Source organism: Burkholderia sp. Bp9140, from assembly GCF_003853425.1.
In the GTDB taxonomy this organism is placed as follows: domain Bacteria; phylum Pseudomonadota; class Gammaproteobacteria; order Burkholderiales; family Burkholderiaceae; genus Burkholderia.
On record NZ_QTPQ01000002.1, the window covers coordinates 22,407 to 44,672 of the forward strand.

General features: G+C 61.6%; 21 protein-coding genes and 1 pseudogene. 10 read left to right on the top strand and 12 right to left on the bottom strand.

Going from position 1 to position 22,266, the window contains the following annotated elements:
- Nucleotides 1–35 precede the first annotated feature (35 nt).
- On the top strand, nt 36–335 hold the full coding sequence (locus tag DIE21_RS01725; RefSeq protein ID WP_124495444.1) for an H-NS family nucleoid-associated regulatory protein: 300 nt from the start codon (nt 36–38) through the stop codon (nt 333–335).
- A gap of 299 nt (nt 336–634) precedes the next feature.
- Here DIE21_RS01725 and DIE21_RS01730 read toward each other — a convergent pair whose 3' ends face one another.
- The 3 genes from DIE21_RS01730 to DIE21_RS38230 all read right to left on the bottom strand — a co-directional run bounded on the left by DIE21_RS01730 (nt 635) and on the right by DIE21_RS38230 (nt 1,921).
- Nucleotides 635–970: a hypothetical protein gene (locus DIE21_RS01730; RefSeq protein ID WP_185642720.1), complete on the bottom strand. Its 336-nt coding sequence runs from the start codon at nt 968–970 to the stop codon at nt 635–637.
- A gap of 99 nt (nt 971–1,069) precedes the next feature.
- Nucleotides 1,070–1,288, bottom strand: a complete 219-nt coding sequence (locus DIE21_RS38225; RefSeq protein WP_124495446.1) for a BPSL0761 family protein — start codon at nt 1,286–1,288, stop codon at nt 1,070–1,072.
- A 129-nt stretch (nt 1,289–1,417) separates the two neighbouring features.
- Complete coding sequence (locus DIE21_RS38230) at nt 1,418–1,921, bottom strand: DUF6471 domain-containing protein (protein WP_409364611.1); 504 nt, start codon at nt 1,919–1,921, stop codon at nt 1,418–1,420.
- Nucleotides 1,922–2,312: 391 nt separating this feature from the next.
- Here DIE21_RS38230 and DIE21_RS37605 point away from each other — a divergent pair, with 391 nt between their 5' ends.
- The 8 genes from DIE21_RS37605 to DIE21_RS01775 all read left to right on the top strand — a co-directional run bounded on the left by DIE21_RS37605 (nt 2,313) and on the right by DIE21_RS01775 (nt 13,609).
- Nucleotides 2,313–3,620, top strand: coding sequence for a hypothetical protein (locus tag DIE21_RS37605; protein WP_260432259.1), 1,308 nt, complete (start codon nt 2,313–2,315; stop codon nt 3,618–3,620).
- 686 nt (nt 3,621–4,306) lie between these two features.
- The gene (locus tag DIE21_RS01745) at nt 4,307–4,759 is read left to right on the top strand and encodes a hypothetical protein (RefSeq protein ID WP_124495448.1); all 453 of its coding nucleotides are present in this window, start codon (nt 4,307–4,309) and stop codon (nt 4,757–4,759) included.
- Between the two features lie 1,126 nt (nt 4,760–5,885).
- Entirely contained in the window at nt 5,886–7,181 is a 1,296-nt protein-coding gene (locus tag DIE21_RS01750) for a hypothetical protein (RefSeq protein WP_124495450.1), read from the top strand.
- A gap of 127 nt (nt 7,182–7,308) precedes the next feature.
- Entirely contained in the window at nt 7,309–8,883 is a 1,575-nt protein-coding gene (locus DIE21_RS01755; protein WP_124495452.1) for a hypothetical protein, read from the top strand.
- Nucleotides 8,880–9,674: a hypothetical protein gene (locus DIE21_RS01760; protein WP_124495454.1), complete on the top strand. Its 795-nt coding sequence runs from the start codon at nt 8,880–8,882 to the stop codon at nt 9,672–9,674. Before DIE21_RS01755 ends, DIE21_RS01760 begins: the two co-directional genes overlap by 4 nt.
- Complete coding sequence (locus DIE21_RS01765; RefSeq protein WP_124495456.1) at nt 9,671–11,998, top strand: hypothetical protein; 2,328 nt, start codon at nt 9,671–9,673, stop codon at nt 11,996–11,998. Before DIE21_RS01760 ends, DIE21_RS01765 begins: the two co-directional genes overlap by 4 nt.
- Nucleotides 11,999–12,425: 427 nt before the next feature.
- Complete coding sequence (locus tag DIE21_RS01770; protein ID WP_124495458.1) at nt 12,426–12,758, top strand: cupin domain-containing protein; 333 nt, start codon at nt 12,426–12,428, stop codon at nt 12,756–12,758.
- A gap of 125 nt (nt 12,759–12,883) precedes the next feature.
- Complete coding sequence (locus tag DIE21_RS01775; protein WP_124495460.1) at nt 12,884–13,609, top strand: glutathione S-transferase; 726 nt, start codon at nt 12,884–12,886, stop codon at nt 13,607–13,609.
- Here DIE21_RS01775 and DIE21_RS38235 read toward each other — a convergent pair.
- The 6 genes and pseudogenes from DIE21_RS38235 to DIE21_RS01805 all read right to left on the bottom strand — a co-directional run.
- Nucleotides 13,563–13,742 (bottom strand): annotated as a pseudogene (locus DIE21_RS38235) (hypothetical protein); the annotation flags it as partial. The gene DIE21_RS01775 and the pseudogene DIE21_RS38235 sit on opposite strands and share 47 nt — an antisense overlap.
- A gap of 119 nt (nt 13,743–13,861) precedes the next feature.
- On the bottom strand, nt 13,862–15,394 hold the full coding sequence (locus DIE21_RS01785; RefSeq protein ID WP_124495464.1) for an amino acid permease: 1,533 nt from the start codon (nt 15,392–15,394) through the stop codon (nt 13,862–13,864).
- Between the two features lie 137 nt (nt 15,395–15,531).
- Nucleotides 15,532–15,996 (bottom strand): Lrp/AsnC family transcriptional regulator, encoded by a 465-nt coding sequence (locus DIE21_RS01790; protein ID WP_124495466.1) that lies wholly within the window; start codon nt 15,994–15,996, stop codon nt 15,532–15,534.
- A 100-nt stretch (nt 15,997–16,096) separates the two neighbouring features.
- On the bottom strand, nt 16,097–16,855 hold the full coding sequence (locus DIE21_RS01795; protein ID WP_124495468.1) for a dimethylarginine dimethylaminohydrolase family protein: 759 nt from the start codon (nt 16,853–16,855) through the stop codon (nt 16,097–16,099).
- 218 nt (nt 16,856–17,073) lie between these two features.
- On the bottom strand, nt 17,074–18,327 hold the full coding sequence (locus DIE21_RS01800; protein ID WP_124495470.1) for a DUF1479 domain-containing protein: 1,254 nt from the start codon (nt 18,325–18,327) through the stop codon (nt 17,074–17,076).
- 110 nt (nt 18,328–18,437) lie between these two features.
- Nucleotides 18,438–18,827 (bottom strand): VOC family protein, encoded by a 390-nt coding sequence (locus DIE21_RS01805; protein ID WP_124495472.1) that lies wholly within the window; start codon nt 18,825–18,827, stop codon nt 18,438–18,440.
- A 73-nt stretch (nt 18,828–18,900) separates the two neighbouring features.
- Here DIE21_RS01805 and DIE21_RS01810 point away from each other — a divergent pair, with 73 nt between their 5' ends.
- On the top strand, nt 18,901–19,827 hold the full coding sequence (locus DIE21_RS01810; RefSeq protein ID WP_124495474.1) for an AraC family transcriptional regulator: 927 nt from the start codon (nt 18,901–18,903) through the stop codon (nt 19,825–19,827).
- 90 nt (nt 19,828–19,917) lie between these two features.
- On the opposite strand, the gene gltA is transcribed toward DIE21_RS01810, so the two are convergent.
- The 3 genes from gltA to DIE21_RS01825 are packed head-to-tail and all read right to left on the bottom strand — an operon-like array spanning nt 19,918 to nt 22,254.
- Complete coding sequence (gltA, locus tag DIE21_RS01815) at nt 19,918–21,219, bottom strand: citrate synthase (RefSeq protein ID WP_006754978.1); 1,302 nt, start codon at nt 21,217–21,219, stop codon at nt 19,918–19,920.
- A 53-nt stretch (nt 21,220–21,272) separates the two neighbouring features.
- Nucleotides 21,273–21,545, bottom strand: coding sequence for a succinate dehydrogenase assembly factor 2 (locus tag DIE21_RS01820; protein ID WP_031400668.1), 273 nt, complete (start codon nt 21,543–21,545; stop codon nt 21,273–21,275).
- Nucleotides 21,546–21,552: 7 nt separating this feature from the next.
- Complete coding sequence (locus DIE21_RS01825) at nt 21,553–22,254, bottom strand: succinate dehydrogenase iron-sulfur subunit (RefSeq protein ID WP_011658352.1); 702 nt, start codon at nt 22,252–22,254, stop codon at nt 21,553–21,555.
- Nucleotides 22,255–22,266 lie beyond the last annotated feature (12 nt).

The following is a 22,266-nucleotide window of genomic DNA, read 5'->3' on the forward strand; positions in this document are numbered from 1 at the left end:
CTATTATGTGCGCAACGCAAACGATAGGAGCCAACATGGCGACTTACAAGGAACTTCGCAATCAACTTGAAGCTCTGTCCGAGAAGACTGAAGCCGCCCGCCTAGCAGAATTCCAAGCCGTAGTTGACGAAATCCGAGCCAAGGTTGCGGAATACGGTATCACCGAGAAGGACATCTTCGGCAGACGTCACATTCAGGGGGCCAAGAAGGAGACGGCGCCCATAGAAGCGAAGTATCGCGATCCGAAGACTGGTGCGACCTGGTCGGGCCGTGGCCGCGCACCGGCTTGGATCAAAGATGCGAAGAATCGCAATCGCTTCCTGATTCAAGACTGAACTCGCAGTCAGCGCTGATGCTTCGCGGGCCGCCCTTACCTTAGCCAGAACACCGGTGGTCGCCACGAAGCACAGCGCGGCTTGCAAAAAGCCGGCCTCGTTCATATCGCCCCTCGAATACCAACGCGTCAACCAGTCTTCGCGGCAGCATGGCTGAGCATGAAGACTTGTTCGCATGCGCTGTTATGTACGCATGTCTGGTCACCGACATTTAGTCCAAACGGAATAGGACAATGCTGGCACCGGGCTATGGTGAACCAAGCGATCAGCAACTCGCCACAATGGCAGCTTGCGCACCATCAGGTACGATCATCTACATCGGCCTCGGCGAGTAGTTTTGAGGTGACGTCGGAGTATGACCTCACTTCGTTCACGTCGCACCACCTTTTCCATACGTACTCGGCATCGATCGACCAGCCATCTTTTCCGACAAGTTGATAAACGCGCCCCGAGCGCGTTTGGCCACGCAAGGTAACGGGGTCGAAAATGGTGATCGCAGAACTGACACGACCAGTAAAGTCTAGAGTATCGGCACCGACGAAATGCCGGGTCCCGGCATCTATCTCAAAGATCCGCCAGCTGCTGATGCTGACATCAGGCACTTCCTCTACGGAAGGTAGTCTCCAAATCGGCATCTCGACCTCCTGCGCCGGCATAGCTTTCAGCAGGACAAACGTACTAAAGTAGAGTAATTTTCCGCGAGCGAAGTGCTAGAGCGCTTCGCTCGAACTGCCTCATCGACCTGACTTCGCACGCGAAACCGGCATCTCCCAGCACGCCGGATACATCGCACAGGTCAATTCGATGTCCGCCAGGCCCGGATAGTGGCGCAGCAAGCTCTCGGCGACCGAGACTACCTCTCGAGGTATCGCGCTGACCGAAGGCCTGGATAGCTCCATTAGAAACGCGCGCGTCCTAAGCACCGCGGCCGTGCGCTCTCTCGGCGTCGTCATTACTCTGCCCCTTGGCGGATCTGCCGAACCGTAGGAATCAAAGGACCGGCGAGTCAAAACCGTTACCAATATACGGTTTCATTCTAGCCATTGACCCATGATTGGCAAGGCAACTTCGGCGCGGAACAACTACTCCGTTGTAGGGGGTATCCCCTGCATCGCAGCCGAAGCGAGCGCACGAGAATCAACATACATATCCATGCTTTGGCTTCTGAGCACGGCCATACACTGAAGAAAGAACGTCAGCGAGAAGTCTCCATCTGACAGATGCGAGATCATCGTCTTTATCGTGGTACTCGCTCCAACAACTGCAAGACGGTGCAGCAATTCGTTTGGCGTAACCCACGGTTGCTGAGCGAGCTCAACCGCCATAACGGCCTGCGCACGGGCCTCCCAGGTGCCTTGCGACGCAAGCGCCTCAGCCCACAAGGTTGGCGGATGTGCCCGTGTTACATGAATGATCTGAAGGAGCAAAGTGAACTTGACAGAGCCACGCGCCACACGAGCAATGAGCGGACGCTCGTCCTCTCGTACGCCTTCCCTGGCCAACGCTTCTGTTAGTTCTGCGTAGCTGTAGTCCTCACGAGCGAGTGCAACCCGGATGACTCGGGAAGCCAAACTTGCCCAGGACATATCCGCCTCGCTCACACGATTCCTTGAAATTTCATCATTTCGAGCTAAATTAAACTGTGACCAAAGCCTCACTTTCACACCGATTCGCGCAGCGCGGAAATCGACCCATCCGCCGCCTCCAGCAGGCCATGCTGCCGAATCGGCGGGTGAACCGTCAATAAATCATAAGAAAAGCGGAACGCCGCGGTTAAGGTCTCGTTGGGGCTCTCCGCGCGCCCCCATGTACTAGGCGTAAGTCGATCACTTCATCGGCACAGATGCGATACGCCGCCAAGCAAACGTCAAACGGTCGAAAAGCGAGTGGCTTGACAGCCCCATTGGAATCCACCCCATTATAGGGTCGGTCCGAGGGCTCGACCACTGTTCTCGGTGTACCTGAAGGGGAGCCGACATGAGTCGAACGACCATGACACGCACCCGCGCGCCCGTCGTCAATGCTTCGGTTCGCGAGGAGACTCTGGATGATGGCAATCCGCTCCTCATTGGCGTCCCGTGCGTGCCGCGGCTGCCTGAAGCTATGCGCCTGACTGAGCTCTCCGAGAGCGTCGACACCACTGACTGGTCCATTGAAGAGATCATCGCACATCAAGCTTCCCACGCATTTGTTACTAATGCGACGTTCGCGCGCGCCCTTATGGCCGTTATTTGCCAGGTTCGCAGTTCGTATCGCAGTCGCGATCTACGTACGCCGGAATGCCGGGGCCACGCCATCAGCGCGAACTTGCTGCTGCATCACACAGCTGCACGACAACGGCGCGAAGTTCCGTCGCGCTTTGGCGTCGCCCCTCGCGCGCAACCACGAGGAATCATGCTTGCCGCCTCCGTACGCATGGGACGGCGCTCGTTCGCTGGCATTGTCCAATCACAGATTGGACGCGGTACAAGACCCTTCAAGGTACCGGTCGCTACTGGATTCACCGAATATTTGCAGCTTAGATCGTTGCGAATTCACTGGCCAATCGGCGGCAAGTTGCCAGCACTTGGGCAAGCATACTTTGGGGCAATCGACGCGGAATTGGACACCGACTATGCAGTCCGCACGCATAGTCCAGTGTTTCGCGAAAGCGACGTGGTCCCGTGGATGTGTGCGCTCGGCGTTGCATCAAACCTTGGTCTGCTTATCGTCGAGCGAATCAATTACTGCGACGCACATACGAAAGCTGCCGAATCAAGTTGGAATGCGCTTGGCGAGTTCACGCGGGTAACCGGCATCCCGGTGCTTTGCCTAGCAACACCGGGAGCTGCGGCAATTGGTCTTTCCGGACTACCCGGCGTCGTGAGCGACCTAACGGGAGCTGGATTGATCGAAATTGCCCATTGCCGCAGCTCACACGACTTACACTGGATCGATATCTGCCAAGCCATCTATGGCAACTCACTGGGCGTCGTCTGTGCTCATCCAATGCCTTCATGGCTGCCCGACGCCGCATACGACCTAACGCTCGGGTATCCGGGGGCACTTGCCAGAGCCCTAACAAGCATCGCGCTTCATTTTTCGGCGCTCAAGCTCACAGCGCTCACCGCGGACATCTTCATGCGATACGGTCACAAGGCACTCGAGCTGGACGCGCCCCACCTTGATGCCGTCAGGATGTTTCGGCAAGGGGGATCGTATCGTCCATCAAGCCTCCTCCGGCACGCCGACTGGCTCTCGTTTGGCGAACTCGAGACAGCACATCAGATGCCGGAACTGCGCTAGTGGATAGCAGTGAGGCAACCACCATGTTGAGAACACTCTACGCAGCAGCCCCACACGAGACTGCATTCAGCCTCCTGGAAGCGCTTGCCACGACAACATGCGACCACGTTATCCAAATTACCGCCGAGCACGCATACTACGTTGATGCACCATTACTTCAAACTGCGCCCTGCCGGCTAACACGGTTTTGTGCGCTCACGGAAGGCGCATACGGCAGGCCCGAACAGGTCCTCATGCAACGAACGCTGTATCCCTTCTACATGAGTTGCCTGCCTACTTCGCTGACGGTGACGGTCGCGGCACAAATATGCGGCACCGGAAGAAATCATGTGCCATGCCCCGCCGTTCCTACGCCGTTACGCGTCGGGAACCGATACGGGCTATCCTGCCCTGAATGCAACCGGCTCTCACGGGAAGAAACGGGACGATACTGCTCCCTAACCTTCCATTGCTTACCATTCCTGGCCCGCTGCCCCGTGCATGGATGCGCGCTGTATCTTGCAGATCGGTGCAGCGCGCGCGAATTTGGGATGTGCGCTCCCCGCAGCGACGGTTGCTTGCACAATAGTCAACACCTAAGTGAGAGCTGCACGCGACTACTGGGCAGCACGGAAAGTCACTGCGCGCTCGATGAAGTCCAATCTCTCCTGCTCGAGCGTCGATACCTGACTGATGACGGCGCGCTTATGTCGACTGAGTTGGTATGCGACATCAATGCCGTGCTGTCGGACGGCTTCGAGGATAGCAGGCTCAACTTCTGGCTGTTTCAAATCGAACTGATCCGCCGCGTCGTGCGCCACTTGCAGCGGCCAGAATATGCACATCATCCAACAGCGATCGCCGTGCTATTAACTGCGCTCGCGCAGATCGAATACTCACGCCGACCACAAAGGCCGAAGTGCGACATGCCCGTCATGTTGCCCAAAACGGCCGTGGATGGCCATTTACCCAAGGTGCCAGTGCTCCGGAAACGAAGCGACGGTGAGCCAAAGAAAGACAACTCTAGCCTGGACGCGACGTGTCATTTGTTTCACAAGAAGCGAGACATCGACGGCTCCATCCATTCAGTTAATAGCGGAAAAACTCGTACACGGGACCGCGTAACACTTGCGGCAAAGCAAGCGCGTCGAGTACCATAAAAATGTAGGACTGCTAAAACCACGAAACACCGATTTTGTCAAGTATTTGGCAGCGTTAACTGAGACATTTTTAGAAGCTACAAACGGAGGAATTCCAGCGAGACGACGATCAGTGAAATAACACCATCGCCGATTGAAGGTCGGTGCGTCAGGGGGGCATCCCTGACGCGCCGGGTTTGGTGGCGCCCCAAAAAAGAGGTCCCACGCGGTCACACGCGAAAAGATTCTCATGTTGGGTGCGCCGTGTCAACCCACGCCTGTACGCAGACAGTGACAGGCACTTGAAAGGCGCATCCATGACGACGAAAAAGAAATCGCCGCAGCCCGAGCATGCGGGAAAACTCGTGCATCGATCGCTCGGAAGCCGCGATCTGACCGGGAAACCACCTCCAATGCCAGGCCCGGCATTCACGGGCCCACCGCGGCCGCCAGCCCTGAACCCATGCGGGGGGCGGTGTCACTTTTCGCTCCTGCGGCCCTGCGCGCAAGAAGCTTCGGCGCGCCAGTTGCCGGAAGAACGCGCTGAAGCGCATTCTAGGTCCGAGATACCGCATATCTGCTATCAGCTCTCGATACTTCGACTCGACGTGCCGGTCCCGCGACGACGCAGGAAGCTAGCCCATGAATAGATGCGAATGGGTGAAACGTCGGGACTTGCTCCAAGCGTAAGCGGATCGCACACCTCCCCATCGGTGTGTGGATCATCGACGCGACCAACACAAACGCTTTCGTCAAGGTTGTAGCACTGCCCGGCGTCGTTACGCTCGTGAATGGCCCATTCCCGCATCCATACGATGACACTCCGGCGCACCGACATTCGAGATCTATTTACAAAGGATAACTTAGTAATGAAACTAAAAATCTCAGTAGTCGCCTCGACCATGGAATGCGTCAGCTCAATTGACGTTTGGCAGACTGGCCCAGCCTCATTGTCACAACCATCGTCTAGATACACACGTACGCGTGTCGCGTCCACGGTTGCTTCCCTCAAAACCGGGGATATCGCGCGGCCTTCGCTACGGTTGGTCGCAACCCAATTCTGCACGCATCTATGCGAGGTATTCAAAGCAGCACGCATGTGGCAGCGCCGTCCATCGATCCTGCGCGACACGTCGAAGGCGAGATCATGAAGCAGGAAGATACCGACGAACGTAGCGCTCTTGTGGTCCTCCCGCAATCAGCCTGGACCAGCGACAACCCACTACTGGAAAACGTTCCAGCAATTCCAACCTTATCGCAGGCGATGACTCTTATCGAATCGCAGCTGCCGACCCACGCGAAACCGTCATCCCGCGAGGAAGTCGTCGTATGTAGGATGGCCGAGACGTTCGTGTCGAACGCGATACTCGCGCGTGTTCTCATCATCATTCTCACGCTTGTGCGGCGCTCGTACGGCATCAGGGATTTGCGCCTACCCGAATACCGCGATTTCGCGTTCAGTACCCGCGCCTTCCTGCATCCGAACCCTCTTTCACGCGAGCAGATCCCCTCTGGGTGTGGCGTTGTTCCGAGGGCGAGGCCACATGGACTGGTTCTAGCCGTGCCTGCATGTACGGGGCGACATTCGATTGCCAGCATCGTCGAATCGGTCGTCGGAACCGGATCAAGGGAAGTCGTCGTGCCTGCTGATGCAGGATTTAACACATATCGTCAGCTGCGCGCGCTCAGAATCAACTGGCCGGTCGGCGGAAAACTCCAAGGTCTTGGGCGAGCGTTCATCGGCGCCATCGACTCGTCGTTCGATACGCACTACAACAAGCTCGCGAAAACCCCTCTCTTCGTCGAGCGAGACGTGCTGCCGTCGATGTGTGCGCTCGGCGTCGCATCGAACCTCGGCTTGCTCATCGTCGACCGGATCAATGTGGAAGACACTAGTTCCAAGTATGCGGAAGCCACCTGGAATGCGCTTGCGCAGTTCACCAGAACGACAGGCATCCCCGTTCTGAGCTTGCCCACGACGGGGGCAGCCGCCCTGAGCCTCTCGAGATTGCATGGAGCGTCGGACGACTTGGCATCCAGTGGCGTCACTGAGATGACGATCTGCCGCGATGCCGCAGATCCCTACTGGGTAGCCGTCTGCCGCGCCCAGTTCGATGCGTCGCTGCGCGTAGCCGGAGTCAGATCGATGCCATCGTGGTTTCCTCAGGCAGCGCACGATCTGGCGCTCGGGCACCCGGGACTGCTTTCGATTGCTCTGGTCGGCGTCAGCCTGCATTTCCTAGCGTTCAACGTAACCAAGCTAACGGCCGAAGTGTTCTTGAAATACGGCCAGCAGGAGACTGCACTGCATAGGCCGCATGTCGATGCTGTGCGGATGATCCGGCAAGGTGGTCGCTTTACCACATCGAGCCTGACCCGGCATTCCGATTGGCTTTCGTTCGACGAACTTGCTTCGACGCATCCAACGCCGGAGCTGCGGTAGCTTCGGGAGACGACCATGCAAACAACGCCGAGGACCACTGAGCCACCAAGATGCCCGTCATCAATACAGATGCACAAGTGCCAACTGCCACTCCTCCCATCACCATCCGTTGGAGCGCAAGTCGATCATGGAACTATCAGCCACGGCCGTGAAAGGCCTCTTATCTCTCCCATCGATCTGCAAAGGCGAAAATTTCGCCGGATTTCTCACGAAGAATCAGACGAACTCACTCGTACCGATCAGCAGGCAGTTCGACGACAAAGTCTCCTGGGTCCTCCCTTACATGCTCGAAAAGCAGGTCCCGCTTCTTGGCAGCGCCGTAGGTTCGGTGAATGACGTACTCACCGACAATACCTTGTTGCCCGCCCTCAGCCGCTTCCTTGCTCCAGCCGACGCAGCCAGACTGCGTGCCTACCACCTTGTCGGAGCAAGACCGCCACACAGGCATCCCTTTGCCGCATTCCGGAACAGCTTTCCGGGGTCCAACTGGAAGCCGGGGATCTGTCTTGCCTGCCTGGACGAAGACATCTCGCCGGACGGCAATCCATTCTGGCGTCGCGATTTCGTACTGTTCGACTTTCGCCTTTGTGCCAGGCACGGGACCCGCATCCACGACATCTGCGACACATGCGCAAACTCCGGCCGCTGGCTACTACGGCTGACCTGGCCTAAGTCGAGATGCCTGTGCGGAGGCAAACTCAAACCGCGCGTTCATCCGGACATGCAAGGCTATGAGCATGTGGAACTCGACTTTGTACGAGGCTGGTCTCGGTTGCTGGACGCGGGATTCGCGCCGCACATGCAAGGACCGCAAATCGCCGCTGTTATCAACCGACAGGCGCAGTCAATTGGCATCGTTGATGGTATGCGCGTGCGCTGGAACGACTTCTACGAATTCTTTCTTTCGCCAGGATGCATGCAAGTAGCCCAAAACATCGGCTTCACCTTCAAATCTGAGAGCGTCAGGGGAGCACTGGCGGGCGAGGCTCCACCCCGCAACCCATTCCATTCACTTTTCATGCTCATCGCGCTTTTCGATGGCTGGGACAACGCTGAATTAGCATTACTGTCGCCTGCACCACCGTCACCTTCAACTCACACAAGGGTAAAACACGGGCAGTCGCGCGAACTTGGGACGGCAGCCAGGAAGCGTCTCCACAAGATTTCAATGACTCTGCTTCCGGAGACGATCGCGCTGTACAACAGCTTGCGCAAGAAACATCCTTCCCTTTCCCACAGCAACATTCGCGATCTTTTGCCTCCCACGAATCAACTCGCCGTGACGAGAGCGCGACTTCTCGAGCATGGTGCGAACGTGCCTCCCGCAAGGCATGGAACGGACATTTACAGGAAGAACGATGCGTTGCTCGTTCAGAGAATCAAAGAGCGTGCTCGCACCTTCAAGGCAATGAATACGACACGTCGTCTAACAGCCCACCTCCTGATGGGCGGGCATCGCGGATCAGCCTGTCCACGTCACGTTTTCGTCGACCGCTATCCGAACGCCGCCGCAGCCCTCGAAAAACTCATCGAGACGCCTCTGCAACGTTATATCCGGTTGCTGCGTCCACTGGTTCTCTCCGGCCAGATACCCGGATGGCGAGCGAAGGATGTCGGGCGCCTCAAGGACCTACAGTTCAAACAAGCACAGCTCCTCTGGAACCGACATATGTTGGCAGAAAAGAAGCGAGGGCGATCATGAAGATACTCGAGTTACCTCTTCCATTCGTCACGCCCCGCGACGTGGCGCTTCCGCGACGCGACGAGTTCGGCGTGCCCTATGGAGAAGACTACCTACCGATTCTAGACGGGGCCGACAACAGCAAAATGGCAACGCGCGCCAGTTTTGCCGGCGTCAAATTCTGGCGCGTCCACGAAGCTCTGGCCCTCAACGAAAAGCGCGCGTTGCTCGCCTTCGGCTTTAATCCCTACGTCATTTCCGTCCGAGACCAGTATCCGGTCTACGATCAGGAGGCGTACAACCGCGCTCGCCTTCGCGGAACGCGGATGCCCTTCTCCGACCTATCAGCGGTCGACATCGTGCTAACCATCGTGTTGCCCGACACGTCCGGCCTTCATCAGCACGTCGTTTCTATCAAGGACGCCCACGCGGAATTCGACCGGACGGTCGCCCGGCAACTCGAGCGCGAGAACAGCAGATGCTCACGACGCCAGTGGACATGGGAGGTTCTGCGCGGTGACCAGTTTGGCAAGAGAGCGTGGATAAACAACTGGCTTATGCGGTCGTGGATCTGTGGCGTCGACATCAACAGACACTATGACGAAGCGCAGGCATTCGCTTCGAGACTGCTCAATTGCTCGAGGCGTGGCGACCTTGACCAGATCATGGACAGACACGCTAGGCATCTCGGCATTCCGTCCGACAGGGCATACGAGCTATTCGCAATAGGAACGTGCTTCGGCTTTCTGTATCCCGACCGAAACGAAGAGCTTCGCGTAGACAAACCATTACATTTGGAGTTTGCGTCATGACTACCGAGAAAACTTGCCCCCAGGTGTTTCCTCCCGTAGGCGACAAAGCATCGATCGCAAGGTTACGCGAGTTCGCCCACTCGCAATGGCCCGCAGGACTGTCGCGCTTTGCCACATTCGCTCTCGATGGCGACGCCCATGATGTCGCCTGGGTTGCGGTAGCCTGGCAGCCCGATACGCGTCGGCTGTACGCGCTCAGAATCTCGCGCACCGGCAATCCTCCGGCATCGCGAATGGGCAAAACGATCTGGGTGGACGACGGCGACTGGGTATCGAGAGTAAGAGTGCCGACGGATCGGCCTCTTCCGGCAAACATGGAGGCAGATCTTGCATACGTACCCCCCAGCATGCTCAAGGGATACCAGCGACGTTTAATGCTCCTCCATGCGCTGATAATGCTCGACCCAAGAGGGCGTCGACAGCCGTCGGATTACATGCTCAACGATGACATCTTCTTCGACATACATATGCGAGCGAGGCGTATCGAGCAAATCGCTCAAGCACTTGGAAGGCCCGCTCACTTTAAAGGGTACATCCGCAAACTTTTTACGCGATTTATGTGGTACGGCGGCCGCGAAAGTTCGATGTTCGCACTAACACCGCAGCAGGGTGGCCCCAATAAGAAACGACTCAGTCCGGCAATGAAGCCTGGCCCCCTCACGCGCAGGGAGATGATGAACCGGGCTCGAGCCACCATGAAAGGCAAAACGACGTTCAGGCGCGGCAGACGCATCGACGCTAACGATATCCGCAACATTACCGAAGCGCTGACGAAATATTGGGCTGGCGAAAAGTTGGGACTTGCGACGACCTATCGGCGGATGGTCGACGAATACTATAAGGGCGTACCGGAGGAACTCATCCCCAGCTACAACCAGGTCCAATACAACTACAAGGACATCGTTCAGGCCAACGGATTGCTCGAGAAGCGTTATGGACAGCGGGTCACTGCGCAATACCTGTTGCCAAGGCCTGGTAGTTCCAGCGACCTGTCCCAAGGTGTGATGGAACTGGTCGATGCCGACGGATTCAGACCCAAAATCCCCATCGGCGCCCTCGTCAAGGGGAAGCTGGAGCCAGTGGAAATCGTCGTCGTGCTGGTCGTATCAAGATCGTCCGGAGCGATTCTAGGATACGAGATAAGTCTGGAGGGCGAGCGCCCATCCGGATACTTGAGGGCTCTCGTCTGCGCCCTTCTGCCGAAGGATGAACGCGTGGCGTCGCTTGGGCTAGAACCTCTGCCTGGCCTCGTTCATGGCAATATCGATGGCATGTTCGTGGATAACGGCGCCGGCAAATCGAAGGCTGTACAAGCGGCTGTTGTGAACCGACTCGGCGGCATAATGTTCTACGCTCCCAGTGGACGGGGCGACCTCAAAGGTGTCGTCGAACGCGTCAACAACGCGATAATCCAACTCGTTGCAGAGGAAACACGCCAAGGTTACACGCGCGGAAAGAGCCTGCTCGAAAGAACCCGACGAGAAGAGCGGAAGCGCCTAAAACCTATCTCGCTAGACGATTTCGAGCGACAGCTTCTCAAGGCAATCAGCTACCTCAATACGACGTCGAACAAAAGCCGGCTGCGAACACAAGCCATGAGGAACGCAGGGGTCGGCATTTCGCCAGCCGACATCCACGTCTACAACCAGGGAATCCGGCGCGGGGAGGCGGCGAAAATTCGAACACCCGCCGAAATCTACGACATTTTCCTTCCTTGGGAGCAGGTCACTGTCGTTAACGGTCGCATACGGTACAAGCGTGCAGAATACACTTCGCCGGATCTCCTTCAGATCGCGACTGAATACTCCATGCTTCCCGGCAAGAACCCACGGCTCACAGTCGAAGTAAAGCGCGTCGGCCGGTTCTCCACCACCTTGCTGTGCAGGAACAAAGGCTGCAAGGTGTTCGAAATCGAAATGGTCGAGGAGGACAAACGGCGGTTTGGAATGCTCACCTGGAAGAACCTCGAGCTCGCGTTGCTTGACGACGCTATCGGCGAGACCTTTCTCGCGAGACGCCGGGTCAAGTTATCGAGAACCCTGAAGGCAACAAAACAAGAAGGGATCAACGCGATCGAGCATGGGCGCGGAAACCCCTATGCCGGCGCGGTTGGCATGACGAAGTCGAAGGCCAAACAAAACGCCGCAGCACTCAGGGAAAGCGATCAGGGTCGCGCAGAGCGGCGTTCGTACGGGCTCGATACAGGCATCTCCGACGCGAAGCCGCAGCCTCTTCCCAAATGGGAACTCGAACCGATTCGTCAGGACGACCCGTTGGCAGAAGCCGCCCGGCGGGTCGAAGAACGGCACCGGAAATCGACGTAACCGTTTGTCGCGGAAGCCGGGAATCCTTTCCAAGGCCCCGCGCGTTCTGCCGCCGGAGGAAAAGCGATCAGTCCCCAATAAATATCAAGTGTGCACTGCTCACGACACGTCGGGCCCACCCTTTTTGCACCGCGTCTTCGAAAATAATCGACCGTTCTTGAAATCTGGCAGGCTGTCCAAAGAACGCGATTATGGACAATGTCGGCATCGGCAAACCTAGCCTCGGAGCCCTAAGCCACGGGCGTTTGGCAGCAGGCTCGAAATCTAATCAATCGTAGTCGTCGAAACTATTCCACTGCGACAACGGGAGCGCACCGGACACGCCGACGCCCCGCGATCGCGAGGTTCACGCCGGGCCGGATTCCGGCATACGATGGGACCACGCACGTCTGAACGTCCCCACGATCCGGACCCGGAGCCCACGACGATGAAGCTCGGCATCAACGAATCGCTCGCCCGCCTCGACGATGAAGGCACGCTGTTCACGACGCTGTTTCGCCACGGCACGCTCGACATCGAGCTGTACCGGCCGCGCGGCGAGGACCTGCAGACGCCGCATACGCGCGACGAGGTCTACGTGATCGCCGCGGGCACGTCGCGGTTCGTCCTCGACGGGCGCGAATGCGGCGTCGCGGCCGGCGACGTGCTGTTCGTGCCCGCGTTCGCGGCGCACCGCTTCGCCGGCTTTTCCGACGACTTCTCGACCTGGGTGTTCTTCTACGGTCCCGAAGGCGGCGAGCGCGACGAGCGCGGCGGATGACGCGCGACGCGCGCGGCACTTCCCGCCCGATCTCCTAGACTGTCTATTCGCAACGGGCGGCGCACGGCCGCCTCCCGCCATCGCGGTGCGGGCAACGCCGACGCATCGCCGGACAGGAGAAATGCATGCGATATGAACTCTATTACTGGCCCGAGATCCAGGGCCGCGGCGAATACGTGCGGCTCGCGCTCGAGGCGGCCGAGGCCGACTATGTCGACGTCGCGCGCGAATCGGGGCGTGGCATGGGCGTGCCGGCGATGATGCGGTTGATGGACAGCACGCAGGCCGAGTGCGTGCCGTTCGCGCCGCCGTTCCTGAAGGCCGGCGACGTGGTCGTCGGGCAGACCGCGAACATCCTGCTGTTTCTCGGCGCGCGGCTCGGGCTCGCGCCCGACGACGAAGCCGGGCGGCTATGGGTGCATCAGCTCCAGCTGACCGTCGCCGATTTCGTCACCGAGATCCACGACACGCACCATCCGATCGGCAGCGGGCTGTACTACGAGGACCAGAAGGCCGAGGCCGCCGAGCGCGCGGCCGATTTCCTCGCGCACCGGCTGCCGAAATTCCTCGGCTATTTCGATCGCGTGCTCGCGCAGAATCCGCACAAGAGCGGCTATATCGCCGGCAGTGCGCTCAGCTGCGCGGACCTGTCGATGTTCCAGTTGATCGAAGGCCTGCGCTACGCATTCCCGAAGGCGATGAAGCGCGCGGAACGCAAGGTCGACGCGCTCGTCGGCCTGCACGACCGCGTCGCGCAGCATCCGCCCGTCGCGCGCTATCTCGAGTCGGCGCGCCGCATCCCGTTCAACGACATGGGCATCTTCCGGCACTATCCGGAGCTGGACAAGTAGTGTCGGCTCGGGCGCCGACCGGCGTCTCGTGCAGGTGACGCCATACGATCAAGCCATCCGCCTCGCGACGGAACACGGCCGTCGAGCGCCGCACCGTGCGCCGCCCTGCGTCGTTGGTCCGGGTCTCGCGACAGGTGACCGCCACGCCGTCGGGCCGCGTGGCCTCGCGCGGCTCGCGCCCGCTTCAGCGCGGCCGGCTGCGCTGAAGCGGGCCGCCCCGTCGCCGCACCCTTCCCGCTTGCCATCCGACGCTCAGCGCGGCCGCCCGTGCTGCGTGACCGCCGCGTCGACGGCCTCGACCGAGCGCGTGAGCCACGGCCCGATATCCATCTCGTCGTAGCGCACGAGCCGGCTCTTGCGCACGCGGCGATACGCCCACCAGATCGCGACGAACAGCGGGATCCACACATAGATCGACAGCACTTCCATCCAGTCGATGCGGGCCGCGAAGAATGCCTGGTAATCCTGCCCGAGCGAGATCACGATGCAGATCGCGATCGCGAACAGCGGCCCGAACGGGAACCATTTCGCGCGGTACGGCAGTTGATCGAGCCGGTAGCCCTGCTTCAGAAAGCCCTTGCGGAACCGGTAATGGCAGACCGCAATGCCGAGCCACGCGATGAAGCCCGTGATGCCGACCGTATTGAGCAGCCACAGATAGATGCGCTGGTTGTTGGTCAGCGACGTGAGAAAGCACAGCCCGCCCACCGCCATCGTCGCGTACAGCGCATTACGCGGCACGCCGCCCGGCGACAACGTCGCGAACATCGCGGGCGCACGGCCTTCCGCCGCGAGGTTGTGCAGCATACGCGCGGCCGCATACGTGCCGGAGTTGCCGGCCGACAGCACGGCCGTCAGGATCACCAGGTTCATCGCATCGGCCGCGAGCGGAAAGCCCGCATGGCTGAACACGAGCGTGAACGGACTCACGCCGATATCCGTCACGTCGCTCTTCAGCAGGTTCGGATCGGTGTACGGCACCAGCAGGCCGATCACGAAGATCGCGAGCACGTAGAACAGCATGATCCGCCAGAAGATCTGCTTCACCGCGCGCGGGATCGTCTTGCGCGGGTTTTCCGATTCGCCGGCCGTGATCCCGACCAGCTCGGTGCCGAGAAACGAGAAGCCCGCGATCAACGCGACGCTCATCATCGCGTGCACGCCGCCGACGAACGGCGCGTCGCCGGTCCTGAAGTTGCGCCAGCCGACCGGCTGCCCGTTGCCGAGCAGGCCGGCCGCGATCAGCAGCCCGGCCGCGATGAACGCGATCACGGTGACGACCTTGATCAGCGAGAACCAGTATTCGGATTCGCCGAAGCCGCGCACCGACAGCGTGTTCAGCAGGAAGATCAGCACCAGGAACCCCGCGCCCCACCACACGCCCGGCACCGCTGGAAACCAGTAGCGCATCACGATCTGCCCGGCGACCAGCTCGATCGCGATCGTCACGGCCCAGCTGTACCAGTAGGTCCAGCCAAGCGCGACGCCGAAGCCCTCGTCGACATACTTCTCGCCGTAGACCGCGAACGAGCCCGATACGGGCATCAGCGCGGCCATCTCGCCGAGCCCGGTGACGACGAAGTAGACCATCAGCCCGATCGCGATATACGCGGCGATCGCGCCACCCGGCCCCGCCTGCGCGACCGATGCGCCCGACGCGACGAACAATCCCGTGCCGATCGAGCCGCCGATCGCGATCATCGCGATGTGACGGCCCTGCAGCCGGCGCTTGAGCGCCGTCCCGGACGGCGCGGCCGTCTCCGCTGCCGCTTGCAAAGCATCCATGGTGTTCACCCTGACTGGATTCGGGCCGCTCGAATTGATTCGGAATACCAATCGATTAGCCCGGTTATTCACGTCGGAAACCGGCCCTGCCTGCCGGGCCGCGCATCCTGTGCCGGCGGCCCGGACGCAATGCCGCGTCAGACGACGCTGCGCTTGATCGCCTGCAGCTCGGCCGTCGTCACGATCTTCTCGATCCGGAACCGCGGGCTTTCCAGCCACACGTTCGCGATCCGCCGGTACTCGTCGAGGTCCTCGCACGCGAGCCGCACGAGAAAATCGAACGTGCCGCTGACGAGCCAGCAGTCGAGCACGGCAGGATGGGTCCGCATCTCGTCCTCGAACGGTGCCTGCGAACGCCCGTGATCGGCCAGCACGATCTGCGCGATCACGACGATCGGCTTGGTCGCGCGCGGCGCCTTGATCACCGCGCGGTAGCCTTCGATCACGCCAAGCGCCTCGAGCCGCTCCACGCGCGCCTGGCACGGGCGCGGCGTGAGGTTCACGCGTTCCGACAGCTTCCGGTACGAAATCCGTCCGTCGGTACGCAGGATGTCCAGGATCCGGAGATCGATCTTGTCGAGCTGCATCTTCTTGTCGGTCATCCGCGTTCGCTCCGGTCGGGTCGTGGCTGGTGCGCGGAGCGTCTGCTCCCCTCCGCGCGGGGGCCACATTATCCGGCCGAAGCGGCCGCGCGCCAATCGTCTAGAACCGCAGCGACAGGCAGGTCAGGCCGCCGTCCATCTTGCGGAACTCGCTCGTGTCGATCACGTGCAGCGGCAGCCCGAGCGAGCCGATCGCGTCGTGCACGCGCGGATAGCCGGCCGGCGTGATCAGCGTACCGTTCACGCGCAGCGTGTTGCCCGCGTATTCGTCGGCGGCCGGGATCGCGATCCGGCGATAGTCGGCGAACGCCGGATGCGCGGCCAGCGCCTCGGTCACGAGCAGCGTGTCGTCGCCGAGCGCATTGACGACCGACTTCAGGTGCAGGCCCGCGGCGACCGGCACGGCAACGACCGAATAGCCGTAGCGCGATACCAGCGACTCGAACGCGGCGATGCCTTCGGCGTCGGTGCGGCCCGTCAGGCCGATGGTGAAACGCTTGCCGACCAGCATCACGTCGCCGCCGTCGAGACGGCCTTCCTGCATCGGCAGCAGGTCGCGATGCGCGCCGAGTGCCGCTTCGATATGCACCGTCTCGCCGCGCCGCGCGGGCGCGCCCGGGCGCGTGATCAGCGCGAATTCGGGCGTGACGACGGCGACGTCCTCGACGAAATGCGAGTCGGGGAACGCGTCCAGCGGCGGCAGCTCGGTCAGCGCGACGCCGAGCCCGCGCAACGCGTCGCAGTATGCATGGAACTGCGTGAGCGTCTTGTCGTAGTCGGGCGCGCCGAGCGCGGCGGTGGTGAGCCCCGCGCCACAGGACGGCGCGGGACGGCGAACGATCGCTTGCGTGAATTGCATCGACTCCTCCATGGTCACGCTGCCCCCGTGCGGCGCACCGGGCAGCTGCGTTGTGTCCGGACCATTATCGGAAGCCAATTTGCGCAATTCGCGTCGATTTCAGGCACGCCCGCAGCCGATCGCGTCGAATTGAAGGCGGCACGCAGCGGAATCGGCAGACGGCCGGCGGGAACGGCGCAACCGGCCGTCCCCGGGTGCCGGAACGGCCGATGCGGCCGTCATGCATCGACAGGCTCGAACCCCATTTGCGCACGGCCAAGCGCCGTGAGGTCGCCCTCGCCTCCCCGTCCGTCGAATTCGACCTCGAAATGATCGGCCGGGAAATCGGGCGGGCTGTCGCCGCGCAGGAACGCTGGCCGCTGGCGCTCAAGGTAGGCGTCGTTCTTCGCGCAACCGGGCGCGGCCGCGATGTACATCACGTTGCTGTCGCCGCTGCCGTGATGCGCATCCTCGACCGCGTGCACGACGTCGCCGTGCCAGAACACCGCGTCGCCCGGCTCCATGTGCGGGATCGGCACCAGCGCGTCGAGCAGCAGCGCATGCCATTCGGGCAGGATCGACAGCGCGCGGCCCGGACGCGCGCCGCACAGGTCGTCGTCGGCCACGTCGTCCTGCAGCGCGCGCAGCACGACGTACGCCATCGCGTTCGCGACCGGAATCAGTTGCAGCGTGCCGTCACCGGGGCCTTGCGGCGTCAGCGCCGTCCAGCCCTGGAACGTGCGGAACATCGAGCACACGGCCGGCGACGGGATCTCCTCGACGTCGGGGCGAAACGCGGCGTCGAACGGGTCGTAATCGCGCCAGCGACCGGCCAGCACGTGACGATAGACCTGCCGGAAATTCGCGCCGAGCCAGCGTTCGACCGAGCCGCCGTCGACGTGCGGCGACAGCCCGAGCGACGCCGAGCCCGGCGGCCGGCGGCGGATCCGGTCCGCGTAGGCCGGCACCTGGTCAGGATCGAAATGCCTGCGCGCGCCGTCCGCATGGCGCCACAGGCGGTTCAGGAACACGCGTGCGTGCGTGAGTGCCGGCGACTGGCGCGCGGCCACCTGCGGCTTCGACCAGTAGACGCCGTAGATCTGCGGCTTGCCCGACGCGAGGTTGCCGAAGTAGCGGTCCTCGGCGCGCGCATGCAGCCGCTCGGCGAAGCGGTTCGCATCGAGGTAGGTGCCGATCTCGTCGTTCCAGTCGCGCGCCTGTTGCGCGTCGAACACGCCGCGGATCACCGCCGCGCCGCGCGTACGGATCGCGGCAATCGCCTGCGGATCGACGGTGCCATTGGCAATATCCGCGAACCGCAGCACCGGAACCACGTCATGGCCGTGCGCATGGGCGCGGCGGATCGCGTCGACCTGCCGCGCGATATCGCCCTCCAGCTCGCGGAACGTGGCCGCGTAACCGGGCAGGTCGGCGCGCAGCGCCCTTTTCGCCGTGCGGATCGCGGCCGGCAGATCGTCAATCGTCAGGTGCATCGCTATCTCCTCATCGAATCGTGTCGTGACGAACACTCAGCGTACGGCCGACGCACCGTCGCCATCGACACTATCCGGTCAACAATCGATACAATCCTGACAACAGTGCGCTACTCGGGACGATGGCAGACGACGCACAGCTTGTTGCCGTCCGGGTCGCGGAAATACGCGCCGTAGTAGTCGGGGTGATAGTGTGGCCGCAGGCCCGGCGGCCCTTCGCAGGTGCCGCCGTGCTGCAGTGCGAGTGCGTGGCAGCGCTCGACCTGCGCGCGCGTGCGCGCGTCGAACGCGATCGTGTGGCCATTGCCGGGGTCGGGTGCGCGCCCGTCGAGCGGCCGGCCGAAGAAGAACAGCGGCCGGTCGGTATCGGCCGGCATCCAGCCCGACCAGCCGTCCGGTTCGCTGAACTTCAGACGCAGTCCGAGTTCCGCGAACAGCGGCGCGTAGAAGTCATACGCGCGTGCGGTATCGCTGACGCCCACGCAAACATGTGAAAACATGGCATCGCTCCGTCGTGACGATTGATCACGATCATGCCACGGCGCGGTGCCGCGCTCGACCGGGAGGGAAGTGATGAAACCGCAATACGAGCACGTGTCGTTCGCCCCCGGTTGTTCGATCCGCGTGTACCACCGCCGGCTTGCGCGCATCCCGTTCGAATGGCATCGCCATCCCGAGTACGAACTGACGCTGACGCTGAACAGCCGTGGCCAGCGCTTCATCGGCGATCATGTCGCCCGCTACGCGGACGACGATCTGGTGCTCGTGCCGCCCAACCTGCCGCATACGTGGTCGTCGAACGCGCGCATCGATCGCGAGGCGCCGGAGGTCGCGCTCGTCGTCTGGTTCGACGGCGACTGGGCGCGACGCGTGGCCGACTGCTGCCCCGAGTACGCACCGCTGCGCTCGCTCCTGAGGCGCGCGGCACCGGGCCTGCACTTCGATGCGGACACAGCCCGCGCGATGCGTGCGCGGTTGCCGCAGTTGCTCGACTCGTCGCCGCGCGTACGCCTCGCGGCCGCACTCGACACACTCGCCGATCTTGCCGAAGCCGGCGGCGAGCCGCTCGCCACCGCGCAGGCCTACGATCGGCCCGACGCAGCGACGCCATCGGCCGACACGGCCGCGCCCGAAGCCGAGCGCCTCGATCGCGTGCTCGACGCGATCGACCGGCACTTCCATGAACCGCTGCGCATCGACGCGCTCGCCGCCGTCGCGCACATGTCCGAACGGACACTGCAGCGGCTGTTCGTGCGGCACCTCGGCGAAAGCGTCGGCCGCTACGTGCAGCGGCTGCGTCTCGCGCAGGCGTGCCGCCACCTGGTCGGCACCGACTGGCCGATCGCAACGGTCGCCGCGCGCGGGATGACGCCCGGCGCATACCGGCAGTTCTTCGCACGGCACGGCCACGCGCCCGATGCCGACGCGCCGCCGCTCGATACGCGGCCGCCGTCGCTCGAACGCCGCGCCGGATCGGGCCAACCCCGGCCGCGCAAATGAAAACACCCCGGCGGGATGACCCACCGGGGTGTCGGGGCGTTGCGATTGCCGGACGCGAGCGGCCTGACGGCCGTTCGCGCCGCGCACGGCTTAACGTGCGTTGATCGGCTTCGCTTCGCGCGGCGTGTCGCCGATGAACAGCTGACGCGGACGGCCGATCTTCTGCTCCGGATCCGCAATCATTTCGTTCCACTGTGCGATCCAGCCGACCGTACGTGCCATCGCGAAGATACACGTGAACATCGACGTCGGGATGCCCAGCGCGCGCTGAACGATACCCGAGTAGAAGTCGACGTTCGGGTACAGCTTGCGCGACACGAAGTATTCGTCTTCCAGCGCGATCTTCTCGAGCTGCATCGCGAGCTTGAACAGCGGATCGTCGTGCAGGCCCAGCTCGTTCAGCACTTCGTAGCAGGTTTCGCGCATCAGCTTCGCACGCGGGTCGTAGTTCTTGTACACGCGGTGACCGAAGCCCATCAGCTTCACGCCCGAATTCTTGTCCTTCACCTGCTTGATGAATTCGGGGATGTTGTCCGGCGAACCGATCTGCTCGAGCATGTTCAGCGCGGCTTCGTTCGCACCACCGTGCGCCGGGCCCCACAGACACGCGATACCGGCCGCGATACACGCGAACGGGTTCGCGCCCGACGAGCCGGCCAGGCGGACCGTCGACGTCGATGCGTTCTGCTCGTGATCGGCGTGCAGGATCAGGATGCGGTCGAGTGCGCGGACGAGCACGTCGTTGACCTTGTACTCCTCGCACGGGTTCGAGAACATCATGTGCATGAAGTTCGCGCTGTACGACAGTTCGTTCTTCGGATAAACGAACGGCTGACCGATGCTGAACTTGTACGCCATCGCGACGAGCGTCGGCAGCTTCGCGATCATGCGGATCGCCGACACTTCGCGGTGACGCGGATCGTTGATGTCGAGCGAGTCGTGATAGAACGCCGACAGCGCGCCGACGGCCGCCACCAGCACCGCCATCGGGTGCGCGTCGCGGCGGAAGCCGCGGAAGAAGAAGTGCATCTGCTCGTGCACCATCGTGTGCTTCGTGACGGTGTCGACGAATTCCTTCTTTTGCGCCGCGTTCGGCAACTCGCCCTTCAGCAGCAGGTAGCAGGACTCGAGGAAGTCGGCGTTCTGCGCGAGGTTGTCGATCGGGTAGCCGCGGTACAGCAGTTCGCCCTTGTCGCCGTCGATGTACGTGATCGCCGAATTACAAGCTGCCGTCGACATGAAGCCCGGGTCGTAAGTGAACTTGCCGGTCTGGCCGTACAACTTGCGGATGTCGATCACGTCCGGGCCCATCGTGCCCTTGTAGATCGGCATTTCGACGCTCGGCGAATTGTCGCTGAACGATAGCGTGGCTTTAACATCAGACGGAGTCATGGCACATCCTCAATCGAAATAAAGAAACGGGATTCGATAACGGGCGTAACGCGTTACACGTTGCGCAGCATCTCCAACAGCCGGTGAATATCCGGGCTGTCTAGGTCGCCCTCTGGTTCCTTGCGCGCGAGGAGCAAGTCCATCAGGTCGTTGTCGCTCAGATCGAGCAGGCGCGACAACGCGCCTACGTCAGCATCGGTGAGGTCATGCTCGTATCTGCCGAAGAAACGCTCGAAGATGATGTCGTTTTCCAGCAGACCCCGCCGCGCGCGCCAGCGAAGGCGCGCGCGGCGGTGCGGGTCGGATTGGTGCGAATCGTCGCTCATGCCGACCTTAAACCGCGCGGCGGACCATCAGTTCCTTGATCTTGCCGATCGCCTTCGTCGGGTTCAGGCCCTTCGGGCAAACGTCGACGCAGTTCATGATCGTGTGGCAACGGAACAGACGGTACGGGTCTTCCAGGTTGTCGAGACGCTCGCCGGTGGCGGTGTCGCGGCTATCCGCGATGAAGCGGTAAGCCTGCAGCAGGCCGGCCGGGCCGACGAACTTGTCCGGGTTCCACCAGAAGCTCGGGCACGACGTCGAGCAGCTCGCGCACAGAATGCACTCGTACACGCCGTCGAGCTCGTCGCGCTCTTCCGGCGACTGGAGGCGTTCCTTCTCCGGCGGCGGCGCGTCGTTGATCAGGTACGGCTTGATCGAGTGATACTGGTTGAAGAAGTGCGTCATGTCGACGATCAGGTCGCGCACGACGGGCAGGCCCGGCAGCGGGCGCAACACGATCTTCTGCGGCAGGTCGTTCAGGTTCGTCAGGCACGCGAGACCGTTCTTGCCGTTGATGTTCATCGCGTCCGAACCGCACACGCCTTCACGGCACGAACGGCGGAACGACAGCGTCTCGTCCACGGCCTTCAGCTTGACCAGTGCGTCGAGCAGCATGCGCTCATGCTGGATCTCGAGCTCGTACGTCTGCATGCGCGGCGCCGCGTCCTTGTCCGGATCGTAGCGGTAGACTTCAAAAATGCGTTTTGCCATTTCGGATTCCTT

Bases quoted from the DNA above. Each gene is read 5' to 3' on its own strand.
- DIE21_RS01725 (WP_124495444.1), top strand. From the start codon at position 36: ATGGCGACTTACAAGGAACTTCGCAATCAACTTGAAGCTCTGTCCGAG.
- DIE21_RS01730 (WP_185642720.1), bottom strand. From the start codon at position 970: ATGCCGATTTGGAGACTACCTTCCGTAGAGGAAGTGCCTGATGTCAGC.
- DIE21_RS38225 (WP_124495446.1), bottom strand. From the start codon at position 1,288: ATGACGACGCCGAGAGAGCGCACGGCCGCGGTGCTTAGGACGCGCGCG.
- DIE21_RS38230 (WP_409364611.1), bottom strand. From the start codon at position 1,921: ATGTCCTGGGCAAGTTTGGCTTCCCGAGTCATCCGGGTTGCACTCGCT.
- DIE21_RS37605 (WP_260432259.1), top strand. From the start codon at position 2,313: ATGAGTCGAACGACCATGACACGCACCCGCGCGCCCGTCGTCAATGCT.
- DIE21_RS01745 (WP_124495448.1), top strand. From the start codon at position 4,307: ATGTCGACTGAGTTGGTATGCGACATCAATGCCGTGCTGTCGGACGGC.
- DIE21_RS01750 (WP_124495450.1), top strand. From the start codon at position 5,886: ATGAAGCAGGAAGATACCGACGAACGTAGCGCTCTTGTGGTCCTCCCG.
- DIE21_RS01755 (WP_124495452.1), top strand. From the start codon at position 7,309: ATGGAACTATCAGCCACGGCCGTGAAAGGCCTCTTATCTCTCCCATCG.
- DIE21_RS01760 (WP_124495454.1), top strand. From the start codon at position 8,880: ATGAAGATACTCGAGTTACCTCTTCCATTCGTCACGCCCCGCGACGTG.
- DIE21_RS01765 (WP_124495456.1), top strand. From the start codon at position 9,671: ATGACTACCGAGAAAACTTGCCCCCAGGTGTTTCCTCCCGTAGGCGAC.
- DIE21_RS01770 (WP_124495458.1), top strand. From the start codon at position 12,426: ATGAAGCTCGGCATCAACGAATCGCTCGCCCGCCTCGACGATGAAGGC.
- DIE21_RS01775 (WP_124495460.1), top strand. From the start codon at position 12,884: ATGCGATATGAACTCTATTACTGGCCCGAGATCCAGGGCCGCGGCGAA.
- DIE21_RS01785 (WP_124495464.1), bottom strand. From the start codon at position 15,394: ATGGATGCTTTGCAAGCGGCAGCGGAGACGGCCGCGCCGTCCGGGACG.
- DIE21_RS01790 (WP_124495466.1), bottom strand. From the start codon at position 15,996: ATGACCGACAAGAAGATGCAGCTCGACAAGATCGATCTCCGGATCCTG.
- DIE21_RS01795 (WP_124495468.1), bottom strand. From the start codon at position 16,855: ATGCAATTCACGCAAGCGATCGTTCGCCGTCCCGCGCCGTCCTGTGGC.
- DIE21_RS01800 (WP_124495470.1), bottom strand. From the start codon at position 18,327: ATGCACCTGACGATTGACGATCTGCCGGCCGCGATCCGCACGGCGAAA.
- DIE21_RS01805 (WP_124495472.1), bottom strand. From the start codon at position 18,827: ATGTTTTCACATGTTTGCGTGGGCGTCAGCGATACCGCACGCGCGTAT.
- DIE21_RS01810 (WP_124495474.1), top strand. From the start codon at position 18,901: ATGAAACCGCAATACGAGCACGTGTCGTTCGCCCCCGGTTGTTCGATC.
- gltA (WP_006754978.1), bottom strand. From the start codon at position 21,219: ATGACTCCGTCTGATGTTAAAGCCACGCTATCGTTCAGCGACAATTCG.
- DIE21_RS01820 (WP_031400668.1), bottom strand. From the start codon at position 21,545: ATGAGCGACGATTCGCACCAATCCGACCCGCACCGCCGCGCGCGCCTT.
- DIE21_RS01825 (WP_011658352.1), bottom strand. From the start codon at position 22,254: ATGGCAAAACGCATTTTTGAAGTCTACCGCTACGATCCGGACAAGGAC.